Source organism: Halobacillus hunanensis, assembly GCF_900166655.1.
Lineage (GTDB): Bacteria > Bacillota > Bacilli > Bacillales > Halobacillaceae > Halobacillus_A > Halobacillus_A hunanensis.
Genome location: NZ_FVZB01000006.1, coordinates 806,926 through 825,381, shown reverse-complemented (window position 1 = coordinate 825,381; position 18,456 = coordinate 806,926). Strand labels below are relative to the sequence as shown.

23 protein-coding genes are annotated in these 18,456 nt (G+C 43.4%); 15 read left to right on the top strand and 8 right to left on the bottom strand.

Annotated features, from left to right (window positions below; all coding sequences use genetic code 11):
• Nucleotides 1-173 precede the first annotated feature (173 nt).
• The 3 genes from B5354_RS20735 to B5354_RS09685 all read right to left on the bottom strand — a co-directional run bounded on the left by B5354_RS20735 (nucleotide 174) and on the right by B5354_RS09685 (nucleotide 2,025).
• The gene (locus B5354_RS20735) at nucleotides 174-272 is read right to left on the bottom strand and encodes a putative holin-like toxin (protein WP_245804752.1); all 99 of its coding nucleotides are present in this window, start codon (nucleotides 270-272) and stop codon (nucleotides 174-176) included.
• Between the two features lie 225 nt (nucleotides 273-497).
• Nucleotides 498-1,700, bottom strand: coding sequence for a chromate transporter (locus B5354_RS09690; RefSeq protein WP_079528228.1), 1,203 nt, complete (start codon nucleotides 1,698-1,700; stop codon nucleotides 498-500).
• 19 nt (nucleotides 1,701-1,719) lie between these two features.
• The gene (locus B5354_RS09685) at nucleotides 1,720-2,025 is read right to left on the bottom strand and encodes a PadR family transcriptional regulator (RefSeq protein WP_079528226.1); all 306 of its coding nucleotides are present in this window, start codon (nucleotides 2,023-2,025) and stop codon (nucleotides 1,720-1,722) included.
• 290 nt (nucleotides 2,026-2,315) lie between these two features.
• On the opposite strand from B5354_RS09685, the gene B5354_RS09680 reads away from it, so the two are divergent.
• Genes B5354_RS09680 through B5354_RS09670 form a run of 3 tightly spaced genes read left to right on the top strand, consistent with a single transcriptional unit; the run spans nucleotide 2,316 to nucleotide 4,388 of the window.
• Nucleotides 2,316-2,678 carry a DUF3231 family protein gene (locus B5354_RS09680; RefSeq protein WP_079528224.1) on the top strand — a complete coding sequence of 121 codons (363 nt, stop codon included), beginning with the start codon at nucleotides 2,316-2,318 and terminating at the stop codon, nucleotides 2,676-2,678.
• Nucleotides 2,656-3,327, top strand: coding sequence for a DUF3231 family protein (locus B5354_RS09675; RefSeq protein ID WP_281252738.1), 672 nt, complete (start codon nucleotides 2,656-2,658; stop codon nucleotides 3,325-3,327). The genes B5354_RS09680 and B5354_RS09675 overlap by 23 nt, the downstream gene beginning before the upstream one ends.
• Before the next feature lie 50 nt (nucleotides 3,328-3,377).
• Nucleotides 3,378-4,388: a DUF3231 family protein gene (locus tag B5354_RS09670; protein ID WP_079528220.1), complete on the top strand. Its 1,011-nt coding sequence runs from the start codon at nucleotides 3,378-3,380 to the stop codon at nucleotides 4,386-4,388.
• 248 nt (nucleotides 4,389-4,636) lie between these two features.
• Here B5354_RS09670 and B5354_RS09665 read toward each other — a convergent pair whose 3' ends face one another.
• Nucleotides 4,637-5,389: a sulfite exporter TauE/SafE family protein gene (locus tag B5354_RS09665; protein WP_079528218.1), complete on the bottom strand. Its 753-nt coding sequence runs from the start codon at nucleotides 5,387-5,389 to the stop codon at nucleotides 4,637-4,639.
• Between the two features lie 433 nt (nucleotides 5,390-5,822).
• Between B5354_RS09665 and B5354_RS09660 the strand changes: the two genes are divergently transcribed.
• The 6 genes from B5354_RS09660 (at nucleotide 5,823) to B5354_RS09635 (ending at nucleotide 9,958) form a co-directional block, all read left to right on the top strand.
• Nucleotides 5,823-7,160, top strand: coding sequence for a copper amine oxidase (locus B5354_RS09660; RefSeq protein ID WP_245804751.1), 1,338 nt, complete (start codon nucleotides 5,823-5,825; stop codon nucleotides 7,158-7,160).
• A gap of 265 nt (nucleotides 7,161-7,425) precedes the next feature.
• The gene (locus B5354_RS09655) at nucleotides 7,426-8,403 is read left to right on the top strand and encodes a class F sortase (protein WP_176142455.1); all 978 of its coding nucleotides are present in this window, start codon (nucleotides 7,426-7,428) and stop codon (nucleotides 8,401-8,403) included.
• A gap of 185 nt (nucleotides 8,404-8,588) precedes the next feature.
• Nucleotides 8,589-8,693 carry a YjcZ family sporulation protein gene (locus B5354_RS09650; RefSeq protein ID WP_079528214.1) on the top strand — a complete coding sequence of 35 codons (105 nt, stop codon included), beginning with the start codon at nucleotides 8,589-8,591 and terminating at the stop codon, nucleotides 8,691-8,693.
• Nucleotides 8,694-9,012: 319 nt separating this feature from the next.
• Nucleotides 9,013-9,246 carry a hypothetical protein gene (locus tag B5354_RS09645; protein ID WP_079528212.1) on the top strand — a complete coding sequence of 78 codons (234 nt, stop codon included), beginning with the start codon at nucleotides 9,013-9,015 and terminating at the stop codon, nucleotides 9,244-9,246.
• Nucleotides 9,247-9,678, top strand: coding sequence for a hypothetical protein (locus tag B5354_RS09640; protein WP_079528210.1), 432 nt, complete (start codon nucleotides 9,247-9,249; stop codon nucleotides 9,676-9,678).
• Nucleotides 9,665-9,958, top strand: coding sequence for a hypothetical protein (locus tag B5354_RS09635; protein ID WP_079528208.1), 294 nt, complete (start codon nucleotides 9,665-9,667; stop codon nucleotides 9,956-9,958). Before B5354_RS09640 ends, B5354_RS09635 begins: the two co-directional genes overlap by 14 nt.
• A gap of 140 nt (nucleotides 9,959-10,098) precedes the next feature.
• Here B5354_RS09635 and B5354_RS09630 read toward each other — a convergent pair whose 3' ends face one another.
• The gene (locus B5354_RS09630; RefSeq protein ID WP_079528207.1) at nucleotides 10,099-11,571 is read right to left on the bottom strand and encodes a spore germination protein; all 1,473 of its coding nucleotides are present in this window, start codon (nucleotides 11,569-11,571) and stop codon (nucleotides 10,099-10,101) included.
• Nucleotides 11,572-11,800: 229 nt separating this feature from the next.
• On the opposite strand from B5354_RS09630, the gene B5354_RS09625 reads away from it, so the two are divergent.
• From B5354_RS09625 to B5354_RS09615, 3 genes are all read left to right on the top strand, one after another.
• Nucleotides 11,801-12,499 carry a YetF domain-containing protein gene (locus B5354_RS09625; RefSeq protein WP_079528205.1) on the top strand — a complete coding sequence of 233 codons (699 nt, stop codon included), beginning with the start codon at nucleotides 11,801-11,803 and terminating at the stop codon, nucleotides 12,497-12,499.
• Between the two features lie 306 nt (nucleotides 12,500-12,805).
• Nucleotides 12,806-13,159, top strand: a complete 354-nt coding sequence (locus tag B5354_RS09620) for a DUF4260 domain-containing protein (RefSeq protein ID WP_079528203.1) — start codon at nucleotides 12,806-12,808, stop codon at nucleotides 13,157-13,159.
• An 86-nt stretch (nucleotides 13,160-13,245) separates the two neighbouring features.
• Nucleotides 13,246-13,995 (top strand): MerR family transcriptional regulator, encoded by a 750-nt coding sequence (locus B5354_RS09615; RefSeq protein WP_079528201.1) that lies wholly within the window; start codon nucleotides 13,246-13,248, stop codon nucleotides 13,993-13,995.
• A gap of 203 nt (nucleotides 13,996-14,198) precedes the next feature.
• On the opposite strand, the gene B5354_RS09610 is transcribed toward B5354_RS09615, so the two are convergent.
• Nucleotides 14,199-14,681, bottom strand: a complete 483-nt coding sequence (locus tag B5354_RS09610; protein WP_079528199.1) for a hypothetical protein — start codon at nucleotides 14,679-14,681, stop codon at nucleotides 14,199-14,201.
• 10 nt (nucleotides 14,682-14,691) lie between these two features.
• Nucleotides 14,692-15,699: a DUF3231 family protein gene (locus tag B5354_RS09605; protein ID WP_079528198.1), complete on the bottom strand. Its 1,008-nt coding sequence runs from the start codon at nucleotides 15,697-15,699 to the stop codon at nucleotides 14,692-14,694.
• Nucleotides 15,700-15,861: 162 nt separating this feature from the next.
• Between B5354_RS09605 and B5354_RS09600 the strand changes: the two genes are divergently transcribed.
• Nucleotides 15,862-16,176, top strand: coding sequence for a hypothetical protein (locus B5354_RS09600; protein ID WP_079528196.1), 315 nt, complete (start codon nucleotides 15,862-15,864; stop codon nucleotides 16,174-16,176).
• A 198-nt stretch (nucleotides 16,177-16,374) separates the two neighbouring features.
• Here the strand turns inward: B5354_RS09600 and B5354_RS09595 are convergent, their stop codons facing one another.
• Nucleotides 16,375-17,079 (bottom strand): CBS domain-containing protein, encoded by a 705-nt coding sequence (locus B5354_RS09595; protein WP_079528194.1) that lies wholly within the window; start codon nucleotides 17,077-17,079, stop codon nucleotides 16,375-16,377.
• 542 nt (nucleotides 17,080-17,621) lie between these two features.
• Between B5354_RS09595 and B5354_RS09590 the strand changes: the two genes are divergently transcribed.
• Nucleotides 17,622-17,951 (top strand): helix-turn-helix domain-containing protein, encoded by a 330-nt coding sequence (locus B5354_RS09590; RefSeq protein WP_079528192.1) that lies wholly within the window; start codon nucleotides 17,622-17,624, stop codon nucleotides 17,949-17,951.
• A gap of 188 nt (nucleotides 17,952-18,139) precedes the next feature.
• The gene (locus B5354_RS09585) at nucleotides 18,140-18,454 is read left to right on the top strand and encodes a helix-turn-helix domain-containing protein (RefSeq protein WP_079528190.1); all 315 of its coding nucleotides are present in this window, start codon (nucleotides 18,140-18,142) and stop codon (nucleotides 18,452-18,454) included.
• Nucleotides 18,455-18,456 lie beyond the last annotated feature (2 nt).

The following is an 18,456-nucleotide window of genomic DNA, read 5'->3' as shown; positions in this document are numbered from 1 at the left end:
GATCCACCTTCAATTAACTTTTTTCTGCAATTATGGTATGATAAAGACAGAAACAGGATACACATAATAAAAGGGACCACAGGTTGCAACTGTGATCCCCTAGATAGTTGCTCTTCTAGGGCACTGGCTATTTTAAAAATAGACTCACCCGGATTCTTGCTGGAATAGGGAGTCTATTTTTTTATGCGCAAAATCGCTACTATCAGGGCTATGACCGAAACAATCAGCGTACTAAAAGTGATCATGACCATTAGCGATTCGTAAGTGCTCACAGGCGTCACCCCCTTTCATCTTTAAGACATGGGGATTAGCCGACACCCTATTCAGCCTGCAGAGAGCAGTATGATCGAACAACTATCTAATACTGATTATACCATAGCCCTTCTATTGATAAGCTACATGTCGTAATATTTCTGAAATGTAAAGGAATAAATTACCACCTCAGGTCATCCAATTTCTGGATGACCTGAGGTGGTAATTACTTGGAAGATTTTCGATTAGATGCCGATCAGGTTGATGAGGTAGCCGCCGATCACGCCTAGGATGACGATGAGCCAGGCTGGAACTTTCCAGATGTTCAGTAAGGCGAATAAGACGACACCGAGGGCGAAGTCAGATGCTTCGAAGATCGAACTTTTGATCACGGGATCGTAGAACGCCGCTAATAAGATCCCGACAACACTGGCATTTACACCCATAAGAATTCCTTGGAAGGAAGAGCGTTTTCTCAATTCATTTAAAAACGGTAAAGCTGCAATAACGAGTAGAAACGATGGCAAAAATATTCCGATCGTAGCTACGATGGCGCCGCCGATTCCCTCCATCATCGTTCCTAAATAACTGGAAAACGTAAATAGTGGTCCAGGTACAGCTTGAGCCATGCCGTAGCCAGCCAAAAATTCTTCCGGTGACATCCAGCCTGTTGGCACAACTTCCCTTTCAAGCATCGGCAGGACCACATGACCCCCGCCAAAGACCAATGAACCCACCCTGAAGAAGATATCAAAAATACTTAGCAGCGGGTTGTTCGTCAGTTTTGTAATGATGGGTAGGGCGACGAGACCGAAGACAAGAATTCCTAGCGAAATCACGCCAGTTTTTTTAGAAATGTTGACAGAGAAGGGTTTAACATTGGATTCAGCTTGATCTTTAAAAAGCTGCAAACCTAACAGACCCGCTCCAATAATGATGACAATCTGCATCCAGGCAGAAGGATAGAGCAGCATAATAAAGGCTGCTGCCATGGCGATCGCAAGTCGCGTTTTATCTGGGGTAAGTTTTTTCCCTAAACCGATTAAAGCGTGCAGTACAATGGCTGCTGCTACAATCTTCAAACTATGAATAAATCCTGCATCTCCTAATGTGAAGGTCTGATACAGCATGGCAAATACGACGAGCACAATAACGGAAGGAAGGGTGAACCCAATCCACGACACGATTCCTCCCAATATTCCTCCACGCAGCATCCCGATCGATATCCCGACCTGACTGCTTGCCGGCCCAGGCAGGAATTGACACAGCGCAATGATATCTGAGTACGTTTTATCATCCAGCCATTTGCGGCGATCGATATATTCATCTTTAAAGTATGCCAAATGGGCAACAGGGCCGCCAAACGAAGTAAATCCTAATTTTGTGGAAGCCAGTAGAATCTCTAATAAGATGTGAAACGTACTTCTATTGGTTGATTGTTTGTCCATATATCTTCACCTCGATTATCTACTTAATTTCTTTGAAAAGTTCATAAGCCTTTTCGCGTGCTTCTTGAAGCACAGTGTCACCTTTTTCTGTGATGCGGTAATATTTTCTGATTTTCCCGTTTACATTCACTTCTTCTTTATCAAGAAGTTGATCGACTTCCATATTGTGCAGGATCGGATATAGCGTGCCGGCGCTCATTTCGTAGCCATGTTCACGCAGTTCTTCCAGCATCCATGAACCGTAAATCGCTTCTTCCTTGGCATGGTGCAAAATGTGAATATGAATAAATCCGAGAAACAGCTTGCGCAATACTTTATTATCCAAAAAATATCTCTCCTTTTAAAGTTGATATCGAATGTCAATATCGAATTTCGATCTTAATTGTACAATTTAGTTTATAAAAATGCAAGCCTCTAGAATTAATTCTCATCAAACCCCTTATACCTCAAGTCAACAAGTCTTCTTATGACAATAACTTCCACCTCAGGTCATCCAGAAATTGGATGACCTGAGGTGGAAGTTAGTCCCAATATGACATCGGGGAATATTCTTTTTGTTAGGTGAAACACTAAGCTATCAAATTGTGGATTTATTGAATCGGAGGGCTTTATTTTATGGAAAATACGAGTCATAGTGCTCGCTTATCAGCTTCGGAGCTGTCAAGCCTTTGGACACAATACCAAAGTTACAGCATGTCCATCTGTGTTATCGACTATTTCTTAGCAAAGGTAGAGGATGAGGACATACGTAAGATTTTAGAATTTGTCATAGGATTGTCAAAGTCACACGTTAGCAAAATTAAAGATTTTATGACTCAGGAAGAGTACCCTATACCTAAGGGATTTACAGATAAAGATGTCAACCGCGATGCTCCTTCATTATTTTCAGATGCTCTCACTTTATACTACATGTATATTATGACGCTGCACGGTTTAACCGGTTACGCAGCAGCTACTGGTACTTCAGTCCGCGCCTGATCAGAGGAAATTTTATATCCAGTGTAATGAGGAAACGATGGAGTTATATGACAAGATCGTCGAAGTTATGCTGAACAAAGGGATTTTCAGTAGACCACCTATTCTTAACCCAAAATCAAATAACCATTTTATTACGAATAACGACTACATTAAGCGGTGGGTTGGAAGACAGAGGCCATTAAATGCTGTAGAGATCAATGGCCTTTGTTTTAATGCTCAAAAGCTTATGGTGAAAATTGTGCTGGAAATGGGATTCGGCCAGGTCACGACGTCAAAAGAACTTCGTCAGTATTTTCAAAAAGGGTCATTACTTTGCCAAAAACAAGTGAAAACCCTTGATGCCATCTTGGCTAGGGATAACCTGCCTTCACCAAAGAAATGGGAATCAGAAATCACAAATTCTACGACACCACCTTTTTCAGATAGATTGATGCTGTTCCATGTCGTTTCACTGGTGTCTTCGGCAGCCGGTTTTTACGGAGCCGCCTTATCTGTTGTGCAAAGACGGGATTTAGCTGTCATGTACGCACGTCTGATCGGTCAAATTGGACTTTATGCGGAGAACGGCATAAATATTATGATCAAAAAAGGCTGGCTTGAGCAGCCACCATTAGCTGAGGACCGAAAAAAACTAGCGAATAAGAAATGACGCAGTTGAACCGTGAATTTTTCAAATGGACGTACAGGAGGGTATAAACTATGGATATAAATCACCAACCTGAGCTGACCTCAGCTGAAGTCTCAGCCTTGTGGACATCATATGTTCAAGGAACCATGATCATCTGCGGACTAAAATACTTTCTTGCCAAAGTAGAAGACCCAGACATCTCAGCTGTACTAAGCTATGCCATGGAGATTATGCAACAGCAAGTCGACACGGTTAAGCAAATTTTCGAGGCGGAAAACTATCCGATTCCATACGGATTTACAGAAGATGATGTGAATGAGAACGCTCCGCGTCTATTTTCGGATACATTTTTCCTAGTCTATATTTTAAACATGGCCAAATTTACCCTGGCTGCTTGCGGCCTAGCTGCTGGAACATCGACTAGGTTAGACATCGTCAATTTTTATAAGGATTGTTTAGATCAGTCACAAGAACTTCATATCCGATCGAAAAAAATTGCCTTAGAAAAAGGGATATATGTTCGGCCTCCGCACATTCCTAAACCGTCCCAGGTCGACTTTGTTACAAACCAAAGTTTTCTAACCGGCTGGGTCGGGAAACGCAGACCCTTGCTTGGGATTGAGATTACAAATATTGTGACGAACATTAAACGTAATGCGATCGGAAAAGCGCTGATTATTGGTTTCAGTCAGGTGGCGAGTTCTAAAGAAGTTCGTAAATACATGGAAAGAGGCCGTGATATTGCTCAAAAGCATGTAAAGGTCTTTTCGACTTTGCTGAACAAAGAATATTTGCCTGTCCCACGAACATGGGATCATACGGTAACGGATTCTACAGTTGCCCCTTTCTCAGATAAGCTGATGATGTTCCACATTTCTGCCTTGATTGCTTCGGGAATGGGCCAATACGGTATGTCGATGTCCGTAAGTCCAAGAAGGGATTTGGGACTGCACTATGTGCGGTTATCGGCAGAAATCGCGATGTATTCTGAAGATGGAGCAAATATTATGATTAACAACGGATGGCTTGAACAACCGCCAATTGCTGTTGACCGAAAAGCGTTAGCAAGGAAAAAGGGTTGAACGCTTCTGAGGGAGTTGTAAAAGAAGTTTTGCATTTATATGTAAAAAATACTCCGCTTGCCGTAGCACGGCTTCAGATCCCGCAGGAAAACAAAAGATGCTTTCCTGTGGGATCTTTGGCTCGTGCTGTTCCTACTGGGAGTCTGCGCATTTTGCCCCAATTGCTAACATAATTGGAAGAACCCCCCACCTCAGGTCATCCAGATTCTGGATGACCTGAGGTGGGGGTTATTGGTTTTATTTCCTTATTAAGTAAAGAAGAATAGTCTGATGGCCATTATGAGCACGGCGACTACCAATATTCGCTGTATCCATTTCTCGCCTCGTTTCACGGCGAACCGGCTGCCGAGAAAGGCACCGATACTTGTACCGAGGGCCAACGTTAAGCCGAATCCCCAGTGGATTTGGTCATTGAGGATGAAGACGACTAACGCGGAAAGGGTGTAGACCGCGACGATGAAAGCTTTTAAACTGTTAATTTTCACAAGCGAAAGTCCGGACATCAATGTCAGGGCAGCAATGATGATGAACCCAACGCCTGCTTGAATGAATCCGCCGTAGACACCGACGAGAAAGAACGCCAGGATGAGACCGATTTTTTTGGCAACGGTGTCCTGCTCTGATGTTTGCGATAGTCGCTTATGCGGCTTCCAAACGATGATGGCTAAGACGAGCAGCATTACGACGGATAGGATCCGGTTAAAAAGTTCGTCGGGAAGGGAGATGGCGAATCTTGCCCCGACGATCGATCCGAGGAAGGCTGGGATCGCCAACCGCAATCCCAGCTTCCAATCAAAGTATCCGCTTTTTCGAAAGGAAGTGATGGCGACAAGGTTTTGTGCCATGAGAGCAATCCGGTTGGTTCCGTTCGCTACGGATGACGGGAGCCCGAAGAAGATCAACAGCGGCAGCGTCAGCAGTGAGCCGCCGCCCGCCATGACGTTGATGAATCCTACTGCAATGCCTGCTGCTAGTATCGCTATGAATGAGAGAAGTGTCATGTATTTCATCCTTTTTCCAGTAACTGTGTTGGTTATTGGTAGATTATACGATATTTAGCCGTTTTATGACAGGATTCGAACTGTTTGAGATCGTATAAATTTTGGTAATTACCTTAATTTGGATGACCTGAGGTGGAAATTTACTGGATGACCTGAGGTGGAAGTTGTTTCCACTTTATTGTTCTGCATCGGTGGGGGATTGTTCTCTAACTAAAAATATTGTCCTCTAACGCTAGAAGATTGGTCCCTAACCTGTATTTACTGCAAGATCTCCCTCCTTCAGTGTTTAAATACCCCCCGCCATGACAGCTTTTTTCAAAAAATCCGCAAATAACCTAAAAAAATTCATAAAAAAAGTGATCCAATTGTAATCCACTCCCGATAGCTTAGTAAGAAAAACAGGACAGACAATACTTGAAGGAGAGTGACTCACTTGAAAACATTGAAAAAAGCAGTCGTAATGTTTATGGCAATCATGCTGCTTATTCCATCCCTGGCGATGGCGCATGAAGGGGAAACACATGATAAACCGACATCAAAGACACCAGCCGCCGATTTGCGCGCGGGTCTGGATCAATTGTTATCTGAACACTTTGTGTTAGCAACAACCGCTATGATTAAGGATTACAATGATGCCGAAGATGCTGATGAAGTTTATAAAAAACTTGATCAGAACGCGAAGGATATGACTCCGGTGATTGCTTCAATTTATGGCGAAGAAGCAGCCGCAAAGTTTGAAGACATTTTTCTTGGACATAACGATTACACGCCTGATTTTGTTGAAGCAAAAGTGAACAATGACAAGGAAGCTCGTCAGGCAGCTGAAGCTGAAGTTGATGAATTCGTCAATCAATTCAGTTCTTTCCTTGCTAAAGCAACAGAAGGTAACCTTCCTCAGGAAAAAGCAGCAAAAGTGTTAGCAGCACACGAACAAGATGTGATTAACGTATTTGATTATTATGTAGCTGGAGAATACAAAAAAGCATATGAGGCGTTCCGTGAAGGATTCGACCGTATGTTTACGATTAGTAAAGCTTTATCAAGCGCGATTGTTACACAAATGCCTGAAAAATTTGAAGGAACAAAAGCCGTAACACCAGCCGCTGACTTGCGTTCTCAATTGAACAGTCTGGCTGCCGAGCACTTCGCTCTAGCCGTTCTTGGAATGCAAAAGGGCTATAACCAGGCTGAAGATTATGATTTTGTAACGTGGGCAGAAAACATGAATACGCAGGATTTCACGAAAGCTATTGAATCGATTTATGGTGCGGAAGCGGCCTCACAGTTCCAGAAAATCTGGCAGAAGAACCACATCCAAGCACAAGGTCAACTTGTAACTGCAACACTTGAAAATGATAAAGAAGCACGTATGGCAGCGGAGCAAAGCCTGCAGACGTTTGCAGAAACGCTAGGTGAGTTCCTAGGAAAAGCAACGGGCGGAAACTTGCCAGCTGATGCTGCAACGAATGCACTTTGGGCACATGAAGAAGATGTTATCCAAACATTTGATCACTATGTAGCTGGCGATTACCAAGCAACATATGAGTCTTTCCGCGATGGATATGGCTTTATGTTTGGAGTTGGTGAAAAGCTGAGTGATGCGATTGTCAAACAAATGCCTGATAAATTCTCAACTGAGCAAATGCCATCTGACATGCCGAAGACCGGAATGGGCGGTACAGCCACAAACAGTCTTTGGACATGGGCAGCATTTGGAGCCCTTGTCTTGATCTCAGGCGGCTTCATGATTAGAAAAAAAGCACAGCAATAAATAAGTAATACAAAGCTCCTCAGGGGGTCCAGCCTTTGGGGGGCCTAAAGGACACCCGCATTTACCTCATCTTCGGATCAAGGTGAATGCGACTGTCCTCACTATATTTTGATACAACAACGGCGAGTTCCTTAAAACCCTCTCAAGGTCATATGCAAAGGATACGAGTCGCAACATGATAAGCTAGAGGGAGGGGCAACCCTCTCCTTTTTTCATAAAAAAAGCGTAACGTGATGATAAATACATTTCAAAAAAGGTGATGGGTATGAAGTGGAGAACGTATTTTACCATAGTAGGCTTAGGGGCCCTGCTGCTGGCGGGGTATAATTCAAACGTATGGGCGAACTTTACCTCCCCTTACGATCCGACAGCTGATACAGCAACCTCTGACAATAAAAAACAGGAAGCCTCTGATCTCTCCTTGAAATCGGAAGAGTTTACGCTCGTTGATGAATCAGGGGACATCAAAGAAGTTAATTTTGAAACGGATAAACCAGACACGAGCAGCGGAATTGTTCCAACCAACTTAAAAATTCCCAGTCTCGACATTGATGAGCCTGTATCCAAAGTAGGCATCCTCGACAGCGGACAAATGGGCGTGCCGAAAGATGACAAAACAGTCGGATGGTTCGAGCCAGGCACGAAGCCGGGCAATACCGGGAACGCTGTCATGGCCGGGCACGTGGATAACCAATCTGGACCAGCCGTCTTTTTCTACCTGGATGATTTACAAAAAGGTGATGAAGTCATTGTCACGAATGAAGAAGGAAAAGAGCTGACGTTTGTCGTGCAAAAACTTGAAAGCTATCCGCGTAACGACGCACCAATTGAGAAAGTTTTCGGGAAAACTAATAAAAAAAGGCTCAACTTGATTACGTGCACAGGGAACTTCAACTATGACAAAGGCACCCATGAAGAGCGTTTGGTGGTGTACACGGAACTGAAATCCTCTTTGGATAAAGAGCAGCCTAAAGAAGACGCCGATTACGAGATTAAAGCCCCTACCCATGTGGAAGTAAACGGAACTTTCATAACATGGCACGCAGTCCGTGTTGATGGGGTGGCAGGCTATCGTGTGTATCGCAGTGAAGATGGCGAGAACTTCAAAAAAGTAGCCAGCATTTCTGAACACGAACGCAAAACGTACACCGATCCTGAAGCATCGAAATACACGTATTACGTAACAACCGTTTACCTGGACGGAACCGAATCAGAACCCTCCAAACCCACCAAAGCCGAATAATACCGCCTCCCACCATACCTGAACTAATTACCATTATTAACCACCTCAGGTCATCCAGATTTTGGATGACCTGAGGTGGTTTTTTATTCCATTTCTGTACGGAAACCTATTTTTGGTAAGGGGTGGCTTATTGTCCACTCGTTATTGATCTTCCATCATAGTGTAATTAAAAAGGGGGTGAGATAATGAGTTACGGATATGGTGGAGGATTTGCTTTGCTTGTAGTCCTTTTCATTCTACTAATCATCGTTGGAGCTAGTGCATTCGGTGGTGGTTACGGTGGTTTTTAATGTGAATGGATTTATGAGTCAGGATCGATTCTCCCCCAGAGTCTGATTCCTGAATTTTAAAAAGGCTGACGAATTTTTCGTCAGCCTTTTCAACGTTGCAGGAGGTTCATTGAAAGAGTTGTTTTGTTGGATAAATTACAAAAACTTTACAAATTGGGAAAAAGTAATTATGCTATTAGAGGATTTTACATACATATGTACGAGGGATATCTCCGAAAGGTACCCGGTAGAGGGTAAATAGTATGAAGTCTCTTATGAGCATTAGGGTCTGCTTTGCTTTTGATCAGATTATTTGCGGGTTATAGTAGGGAATTCTGCGATGGAGTTTGCAGACGAATTCTATAATTCGACAGATGTCGAAAAGAAAGAATCCTATTTGAAGGAAAACGTGCATAAGAATGTTCGTGATCTATTTTTACCAAATGAGCTGACTGACATTACTTATTTTCAGAAAGCGCCTGCTAAGGGCGAAATTGCGTTCGATATTGGAGCACAGCGAAGGAGCAAAGAGCTAAATTATGAATACGATGAGGAAGTGGAAGGGGGAAAATAGGTGAATAAAACCGGTATATTCGTGTTAGGGTTAATCGGTTCGATATTGGGGATGATCGGATCCATTATGTGGTTCTTCTTTGGAACCTACTTCTTCGCGGGAATAGTGGATGCGGATCAGCCGTATTATGCCCCGTTGACTGATGGGGCCTTGGGTATAGGGTTAATTGTTTCAATCACACAGGGCGTTCTTACGATAGCTATCTTTATTATCACCCTTGTGAAGTCAACGCCTGGCAGTTTGGATGGAGGGGTGAAAAATAGCGGTGTATGGTTGTTAGTCTTGGGGATTATAGGGGCAATTATTAATCTATTTCATTTAATCCCTTGTGTATTGATTATTATTGCAGGATCAATAGCGTTAATAAACGCATCGAAAGAGAAAGAACAAGTTGTGGAACAACGGGAGGGAAATTCATATGATGGCAGCTAAAGTATTAAAACTCATTTCAGGTGGATTGGAAGCGTTATTAGGAATTCCGATCATTGGGGGAAGTATCATCCTCGGACTGGCGTGGACACCGTTGGCAGTGATGTTGTTATTACACATTGCTACATTAATTGTGAGTGTTAAGAATGATGTTAAGATCCACGGACCGATACTAGGGATTGTTACATCGGTTGTAGGGTGGATTCCGTTTGTGGGCATGACGATGCACATTATTACGGCCGTTCTATTATTAGTCGATGGTTCTAAACAAAAAGGAGAATGATGTCCTTATCATGTACGTACTTGGGATAATACGTTCATATGAACCTGTCGTGACGACAGGTTCAATTTGATGGATACAGCCACTCGAAAATAAATAACATACAACTAAAGGATACGACTCCGCGTCGTATCCTTTAATCATTAACGGTCTGGATCTCTCGGATGGAAAGCTTTTGGACGCCTGTTTTTCAGTGGCATCGGTGCTCTTAGAAGCACGTCTCTAAGAGCACGGTAGTTAAACGGAACAAGCGGCCACAGGTACGGAATGTTGAATGATTTGACGCGAATTAGCGAGAGGGCCCATATAGCAAGGCCAATCGCAAATCCGGCTAAACCAAAGGCGGCTGTTACAAACAGCAAAGCGAGACGAAAGATCCTGTTTGCCAGAGCAAATTCATACGAAGGTGTTGCGAATGTACCAATCGCGACAAGCGAAATGTACAAAATGACCTCGTTGGTAAACAGCCCTACGGCTACGGCAATCTGCCCGATAATAACTGCCGAGACGAGCCCGAGGGCGGTGGCCATTGCGGATGGTGTATGAATCGTCGCCATCCTGAGCATGTCCATCCCAATTTCAACGAGGACGAGCTGTATCAGTAACGGAATCAGAATCGACTCTTTTGGACCGATAAAACTTAACATTTCGGGCAATAAATTCTGGTTTTCTGCAAAAAAGAACCAGAGCGGTAGCAGGAAGATCGACATCCATACCGCCAGAAATCGGACGATACGGAAGTAAGCCCCTACAATCGGACGCTGCCGATACTCTTCTACGTGGTGCAGGTGGTGCCAAAAGGTCGCCGGCGTAATCAGTACACTTGGTGACCCGTCAACAATCACAAGCACATGACCCTCATACAAATGAATAGCCGCCGTGTCGGGACGCTCGGTGTAGCGCACCGTCGGATACGGGTTCCAGCCTCGTCCGCATAGAAATTCCTCCACCGTTTTCTCACCAAGCGGAAGTCCATCGGTATCAATTTTTTTAAGCGAACTCTTAATATTGTCAACAATGTGAGGGTCGGCGATATCCTTAATGTACGACACACAAATATCGGTTTGCGATCGTCTCCCGATCGACATGTACTCCATCCTCAGGGAAGGGTCGCGCACACGGCGTCGTGTCAGGGCTGTATTAAAGACCACTGTTTCGACAAAACCGTCCCGCGGCCCGCGTGTTACGCGCTCTAAATCAGGCTCGGACGGGCTCCTGACCGGATACGTCCTCGCGTCAATAATAATAACTTTATCAATGCCATCTACGATGAGCGCGGTCGCACCACTTAGTACCCAGAATACGGTTTTATCCAAATCATCTTCTGTACTAATCTCTATGTACGGAAGATAGGTTTTCATCAATTTCGTTAACGGTTCAGCATCAAGCTGTTCAGGCTCAAGATCAGCCAGCAGCTTCATGAGGAAATGCAGAATCTTATCCTTCGCAAAGCCGTCAATCAAAAACATGCCCATATCGCGCCCAGCATAGTTCAAGTCCAGATGGATCGCATCGAAACTTTCCCCAATCCCGAGCTCTTTTTTCATAAAATCAATATTATCTGTAAAACGATCATAAACAGGCTGTTTCGATCGTCGATATCCTTCGTAGCCCATACGTGCACCTCCTCCGTTACATTTTTCCCCAGTTAGGGCTAAATTCATACATGAAACCCGTAAGAAAAATGTCGAACTTAGAAAGGGTCAGGGTTACAGGGCAAAAGGGAGGTGTGGATAGAAAATCAGCCATGGAGGAGCTCATGTGGCAGATTCTGTTTCGGTTTCGAGAATGAATAGAAAGGTGAATTTAGCAAATAAATAAGTACGTTAGAGAGGATAGGTGATTATGGGAATTTGGGAGTTAGTTCTGCGGATCGCAATATCTTTCATCGTATTATTTTGTTTGGCTCGAATAGTTGGCCGAAAAGAAATCAGCCAGATGACATTTTTTAATTTTATTTCAGCCATTGCGATTGGTACGATTGCTGGAAGTCTTGCTGTCAACCAGGATTTAAGTATCCGTAATGGTGTAATCGCCTTAGCAGGGTGGGCTACCTTTACATTGCTCATGAGCGTCCTGGATATTAAATCTAAAACGCTCCGGAAAGTAACGAACGGAGATCCGTTGATCATCATTAAAGATGGTCAAGTGGCGGTAGATGCACTTCGTAAGGCACGGTTGGATATAGATACCTTGAGGGTAATGCTAAGGCAGCAGCATAACGTTTTCCAAATAAAAGATGTCGACTATGCTATTTTTGAAACGAATGGAAAACTTTCTGTCTTGAAAAAAGGTCTTCAACAGCCGCTGACCAAAGGCGATATGAACCGAGTACCAACAACCCCCAACGTGTACCCGGTTGCTGCTGAAGTGATCTCTGATGGTGCGGTGAATACCAAAAACTTATCGAAGCTGCATCTTGACGAAAAGTGGCTGGAGCAACAACTGAAACAAGCCGGAGTGAATTCCCCAGCCGATGTATTTTACGCAGAAGTCCAGCAAGACGGCACGCTGCATGTAGATAAAGGGAACACCCTTCATTAATCTATACTTATCCCATTAACTACCACCTCAGGTCATCCAGAATCTGGATGACCTGAGGTGGTAGTTTTTTACTTATGGAATAGGATAGTGGGGTAACGCTAATCGATTATGCCCTAACTCAGTGGGATAGCGCCCTAACGAGTTAACATTCTTCCCTAACGCGGCAGGATTCGCCCCTAACGTTTAAACATTCGTCCCCAACGAACATTACGCCCTATCTCAAAAACTTCCACCCAAATATTGGATCAAAACAATAAAGGGGTTCCGCCAACTAAGTAGAATATATATATCGAGGAGGGAACCCAAATGAACAAACGATTATTACATATAGAAGGACTTATCATGCTAATCACTTCCATCTACTTCTATGCTGCAATCGAATCAAGCTGGTGGATGTTCGTTCTATTACTGTTAACACCTGACCTCTCAGCACTCGGCTACCTGTATAACCATAAACTAGGAGCTTACCTATACAATTCTTTCCACACTTATACACCACCGTTGCTCCTCATCCTCATCGCAAACACCTTTCAACCAACATCGATCATGCTCAGTCTAGGACTGATTTGGATCGCCCACATCGCCATGGATCGCATGATTGGATATGGATTGAAGGAACCAACAGACCCGAAGACCACTCATTTACAAAAAATTTCATAACACCTATTGACCCTCACGTAACGTCACACCTTATAGTCAATCAGTGAGGAGGCGAAACGAACTCGAATGAAAGGAGATCGTTAAAGATGCCGATGAAAGTGAAAGAAGTTGCCGAACTCGTTGGAATCAGTATCCGCACGCTTCATCATTACGACAACATCGATCTGCTGTCGCCAGAGGATACGACCGAAGCAGGCTACCGGCTCTACTCCAATCAGGATCTAGAAACGCTGCAGCAGATTTTATTTTTCCGAGAGCTCGGTTTTCCTTTGAAAAAAATTAAGGAGATTATCACAAATCCGGAGTTCAACCAGCAGGAAGCTCTGCAACTGCATCGGAAAATGCTGCTTGAGAAACGACGCCGACTCGACGGGATGATCCGGACGGTGGAGAAGACGATTCAACAACAGAAAGGAGAGATTCATATGACGAACAAAGATAAATTTGAAGGCTTTGACTTTACCCGTAACCCATACGAACAGGAGGCTCGCGAGCGATGGGGCGATGAAGCTGTCGATCAGTCGAATGCGAAGTTCAACAAGATGTCTCAGCAGGAAAAAGATCACATGTCGAGACAAATGGATACAATTTATCGCAAATTGGCCAGTCTGCGTCACGACTCCCCAGATTCAGACGCAGCCCAAACCGCCATTAAAGAATGGTACTTTTTCTTGAACGACAGCATCAACAACGATGATCTCATGAAATTCAAAGGCATCGGCCAGCTTTATGTCGATGATGAGCGGTTCACGAACAACATCGACCAGTATGGAGAAGGCCTGGCAGCATTTATGCGCGACGCGATGGCCCTGTTCGCCGATCGCCATAGTAAATAAAAGTGAGGTGGAGGACGACTTCAGAGGATTTCTAGTCAGTTATACTGTGACATTTGTCAAATTCTATCATGCTTAGGCTTTCCACTATACGAACCTCTCTGTTTAAAAAGCAGAGAGGTTAGCTTTTTATGCTTGTAAAGAGTTGAAAAAACCCCACGTTTCATACTCCAGAAACAGTGCGGGTATATTTTTTGACCGAGGTACTATGTATTAGACCTCTGACGATTGTGAATCATTTTCACCAACAGAATTCGAACCAGGAGCCCAAGGAGCAAACCAGGAATCACAAACAGAATCGGCAGCCAAACAGGTCCAAACAAGATTCCAAATAGAGTGAAGCTCGGCGAATAAATAACCCCTACCGTAACAACATAAGCCGTAGAAACAAATGGGATAAAAGAAAAGATGTCCTTTCCACCCCCGGCGTCCTTATAAGCATCCCAGATGGCAAAGAAATACAAGCAAGGATAAAACATTAACCATCCATAGTTAGCCATGTTAACAGCCTCTTCCGTCTGCCCATGAAAACTCAATAAAATGACCTCATTAAAGCGACTCATCACATTCACTACAAATTCAGCAATCAGCAGAAGGATACCTTTCACATACTTATGGTTTAACAGCTGACCCAATCCCGGGAGTGCAATACTCCATAAAAGTTTTTCCAACGCAGCCTTATTAGCCATCACAGAGCGCCTACGTGTTAGCTAATTCATCACGGTCGGCTGCACGCGGGGGTTCTTCCAACCATCCATTCTTGATCAAAAGGTTAGCCCCGTCCTCAGCGAACTTAGCAATTTCAGCAATTAATCTGGCATATTGAACCCCTAAATCACGCCGTTGGATCGCAGCCATACTAGCCCCGTAATACCCCATGCTAATTCCTGTCAGAATAGATGATTTATACAACATTAACTTGTCTGAAAAAACGTTTGCCGTTGAATTTGTTACTTCATCACTCCAGGTCATCGGTGCAGGCAGGTCATCTTTTCGCATAACGGAACTAAATAGTTCGGTATGTTTCTTTGCAATTTGTTTTCCTCTTGTTAAATAGCGGCCTGTTTCCTTTGACTGCGCTGTTTGAGCAAACCCCTGCATCGTAACTATTCCAAGGGCGTTACGCTGGATATTTCCGTGCAAATTTGTAATTTCAAGTGCTGTTAAAGGACGAATATCGCCAAACCACCCTGCTAGAAACTGTTGAGATTTAACAAAATCAACGTGATTAGGTGCAGGCAGGCGAGGTGGACGCATATACAGCCCTTTAGCAAGCAGAAGCTCATTCGTCATTCTAACCATTTCGTTCGATTGAGACAGACATTCGCTGAAATAGTCTTGAATATATTCTCTAGTCACAACGTTTACACTGGCACTATAGGCATCAACACCCAATTTTCCGAATTGATTCAGCCAATTTAACACATATACATCGGAAAATAATTGCGGTGCATTCATATTCACATCATCTTCTTTATTAAATCCCTTGGGAACTGGATAACGATTTCTGTTGAAAATAGCAGTTAATCTGTCGATATGTGCTTTTGAATCCTGCAATCCCATAGAAAGAAGTTTCTTGATCTCCTCATCCTCAACCGTTTTCAGGTAGTATTCGATTTCACAAATGGCCAACGTGTCGTTCAAATAAGCCGACCAAAGCTGGGAAAGCTCTGCAGAAGTCAGTTTGATATTTTGATCTATAGTCATGATCTAATTCCTCCATTTAGACAGTCACCTTCTTGTCCTAGCATTTGTCTAATAGGAAGGTTTATTCATTAGAGAGGACGTATAGGAGGAGTCTGAAACCTTTCGTAAAACTTTTCGTATAAAGGAGGGAAAGAACTATTCTGAAATAAGCGTGGTGCTAAAATGATCGGCGAGTCGACTGTAAAGAAGATTAGAATCTATTTATTGAGGGTTGGATTTGTTTTAGCCGGTCTCCTGCTTTCCTACCTCATGACCTACAAAATCTCTTATCTTCCCAACGGTTATGAGGTGATTTCCAAACAAAAAGATGCTCTTCTCATCCAATCCTATAACGCGATAGGTGCTGAAGAGAAAGAGATTCGATACTCACCGCCAGCAGAAGAGGTATGGAAAGTGGACTTCTTGATCGCTCAGATTCAAGATCAGAAGGAAGCCCTTGTGCTATGGTTCACATCGATTTTTTTATATGTGTCCTAACCTTGTATCTGAGACTATAAAAAGGAAACCGCTATGGAAGATTGTAGTAGGGAAGGGAAGTGTCTTTGGTATGCTTGTTGCATTTATTCCTGTAGCTCGGGAACTTGATAAGATAAGGAGTTTCTTTTAATGCAAGATTTATTTGTATCGAACCTACCACGCCTCTTATCAATGCGGACCAGAGTAGGTCTTTTTTGTTTACTCTTCATCCATCATAATCAAATCAAGCAGCGTCACAATCCCGAGCAGCTTCCCATCACGATCGCCGCCCTCCGTGATCATCACAGCCTTCAGCTTCTCGCCATCCCCATGACTTGATTCAAACAAGTCCTCTAGCTCAAACACCGACGCCGTCTCCGAAACAAACTCCACATTATGCACCTTCTCGTGCCGCAGCACATCTCCAACCGTCACATGATCGACTGCAACAGCTCCACTCTCAACCGATTCCCCAAGCCAACGCACGATCCCGGCATCTGTCAACAGCCCTACAAACGCACCATCGCGATAGATCGGGAACTGCGATACCCCATGCTTCCGAAACGCTTCCACCACATGAAGCAGCTCTGTTTCTTCATAGAAAAACATCACCGGACGCGTTGCTACATCAAGCCCGAGTGGTGGTTGGTCAAGCGTTTGTTTAATTTGTTCAAGCTCCTCCACAACCTCTACATGAGGGGATGCAATGTAATATCCATCACGCACACGCTCATGCACAATCGCATTCCGCAGTTTCGCATATTGCCGCAGCACATCATAGAATTCCCGAATCACACCGCGATCCTTCGAATGATTCAACAGCTCTGCGAAATTATCGTTCTTGGGAAAACGATTCATCTCCTTCAAATGCTGGTGAATCTGATTAAACGCCAGCTCAAATCGCTCCACTAACTCATCACTCATACCGTTCACGCCTCCTATGTACTCACCGAATTGATCTACCCCTTAGTATAACCAAGAACACACCTTCTTTATAAAGTGAAACTTCCATAAGTGGAGTTTTCTTCTATTCCCACTGATGGTTAGTTGAACCAATCGGACATTACTGGCAGTTGATCCCCACTTAGACTCCTCGTTTATAATAAAATCTTGGGGGTTTTACTGCCAGTTAATGCGAGATAAAAAGTTGCAAAGAAAGCATCTGCCATTCCATCTGGTCATATACAGGGTATAATCTACCCACTTAAATCCTTCCCTGTCTCCAATAAAGAACACCACCCTCCTAAATGACCACTGCAACGTTGCAACTAGCACCCATAACTGTTCATCATTCGACAGCCCTTCAAGAGAATCTAATCGAAACAACTAGTAAAAAATCAATTTTTCAAGCAAAAAGTCTTACAATAATTCCGCGACCTAGGACAAGTTGACGATTTTCGTACTTTAAATAGAACACGGGGATGAATTATGCTATACTTTTGTTAATTAAGAAAGTAGGTGAAAGCATGATCGGTAGCCGCATTCAACAAATCCGTAAAGACCGCCACATGTCCTTGTCTGAACTGGCCGATCGAGCAGGTGTAGCCAAGTCTTACCTCAGTTCTATTGAACGAAACCTGCAAACCAACCCATCCGTCCAATTTCTAGAAAAGATCTCCAAAGAACTGGACATCTCAATCAACTATCTGCTCCACGGAGAAACGTCCGCTAAAGAGGAAAGCTTAGATGACGATTGGCTTGATCTCGTCCACGAAGCTATGAATTCTGGAATCTCCAAAGAACAATTCCGCGATTATTTAGAGTTTAATAAATGGAAAATCAACCAAAAGTCATAAAATATGAGAGTCAAAAGTGCTGGTTTAAAGCCGGCGCTTTTTTTGTGTGAAAAAAAAGGTGTATGTTAAATGTTGGTTTACTGCATTAAAGTGTGATAATGTATACCAAACTCCAGCTAATTTCCATTCAAAAATCAATTTTTACCGATATATTTGAACAATTTTATTAACAAAGGAGGTTCCTGAAAGTGATTGGTGAACACATCAAAGAAATAAGGAAAAAGAGGAAGATGACTCTTTCCGAACTAGCAGAGCGGTCGGGATTCGCCAAATCTTATGTAAGCTCAATAGAACGAAACAGACAAACCAACCCTACTATACAGTTTTTAGAGAGAGTCGCTAAAGAACTTGATGTATCCCTCAATTATCTGCTTTATGGGGAAACGAATGAAGACTTCCTTGATGAAGGATGGAAAAATTTAATTCAAGAGGCACAGAGGTTGGGAGTATCGAAGGAAAAGTTCCGTGAATATTTAAAGCGGAATCAAGATATGGATGGGTAGAA

Coding starts and splice junctions, on each gene's coding strand:
- B5354_RS09690 (WP_079528228.1), bottom strand. CDS start 1,700: ATGGACAAACAATCAACCAATAGAAGTACGTTTCACATCTTATTAGAG.
- B5354_RS09680 (WP_079528224.1), top strand. CDS start 2,316: ATGGAAAATACGAGTCATAGTGCTCGCTTATCAGCTTCGGAGCTGTCA.
- B5354_RS09670 (WP_079528220.1), top strand. CDS start 3,378: ATGGATATAAATCACCAACCTGAGCTGACCTCAGCTGAAGTCTCAGCC.
- B5354_RS09665 (WP_079528218.1), bottom strand. CDS start 5,389: ATGACACTTCTCTCATTCATAGCGATACTAGCAGCAGGCATTGCAGTA.
- B5354_RS09655 (WP_176142455.1), top strand. CDS start 7,426: ATGAAGTGGAGAACGTATTTTACCATAGTAGGCTTAGGGGCCCTGCTG.
- B5354_RS09650 (WP_079528214.1), top strand. CDS start 8,589: ATGAGTTACGGATATGGTGGAGGATTTGCTTTGCTTGTAGTCCTTTTC.
- B5354_RS09645 (WP_079528212.1), top strand. CDS start 9,013: ATGGAGTTTGCAGACGAATTCTATAATTCGACAGATGTCGAAAAGAAA.
- B5354_RS09635 (WP_079528208.1), top strand. CDS start 9,665: ATGATGGCAGCTAAAGTATTAAAACTCATTTCAGGTGGATTGGAAGCG.
- B5354_RS09630 (WP_079528207.1), bottom strand. CDS start 11,571: ATGGGCTACGAAGGATATCGACGATCGAAACAGCCTGTTTATGATCGT.
- B5354_RS09625 (WP_079528205.1), top strand. CDS start 11,801: ATGGGAATTTGGGAGTTAGTTCTGCGGATCGCAATATCTTTCATCGTA.
- B5354_RS09620 (WP_079528203.1), top strand. CDS start 12,806: ATGAACAAACGATTATTACATATAGAAGGACTTATCATGCTAATCACT.
- B5354_RS09615 (WP_079528201.1), top strand. CDS start 13,246: ATGCCGATGAAAGTGAAAGAAGTTGCCGAACTCGTTGGAATCAGTATC.
- B5354_RS09610 (WP_079528199.1), bottom strand. CDS start 14,681: ATGGCTAATAAGGCTGCGTTGGAAAAACTTTTATGGAGTATTGCACTC.
- B5354_RS09605 (WP_079528198.1), bottom strand. CDS start 15,699: ATGACTATAGATCAAAATATCAAACTGACTTCTGCAGAGCTTTCCCAG.
- B5354_RS09600 (WP_079528196.1), top strand. CDS start 15,862: ATGATCGGCGAGTCGACTGTAAAGAAGATTAGAATCTATTTATTGAGG.
- B5354_RS09595 (WP_079528194.1), bottom strand. CDS start 17,079: ATGAGTGATGAGTTAGTGGAGCGATTTGAGCTGGCGTTTAATCAGATT.
- B5354_RS09590 (WP_079528192.1), top strand. CDS start 17,622: ATGATCGGTAGCCGCATTCAACAAATCCGTAAAGACCGCCACATGTCC.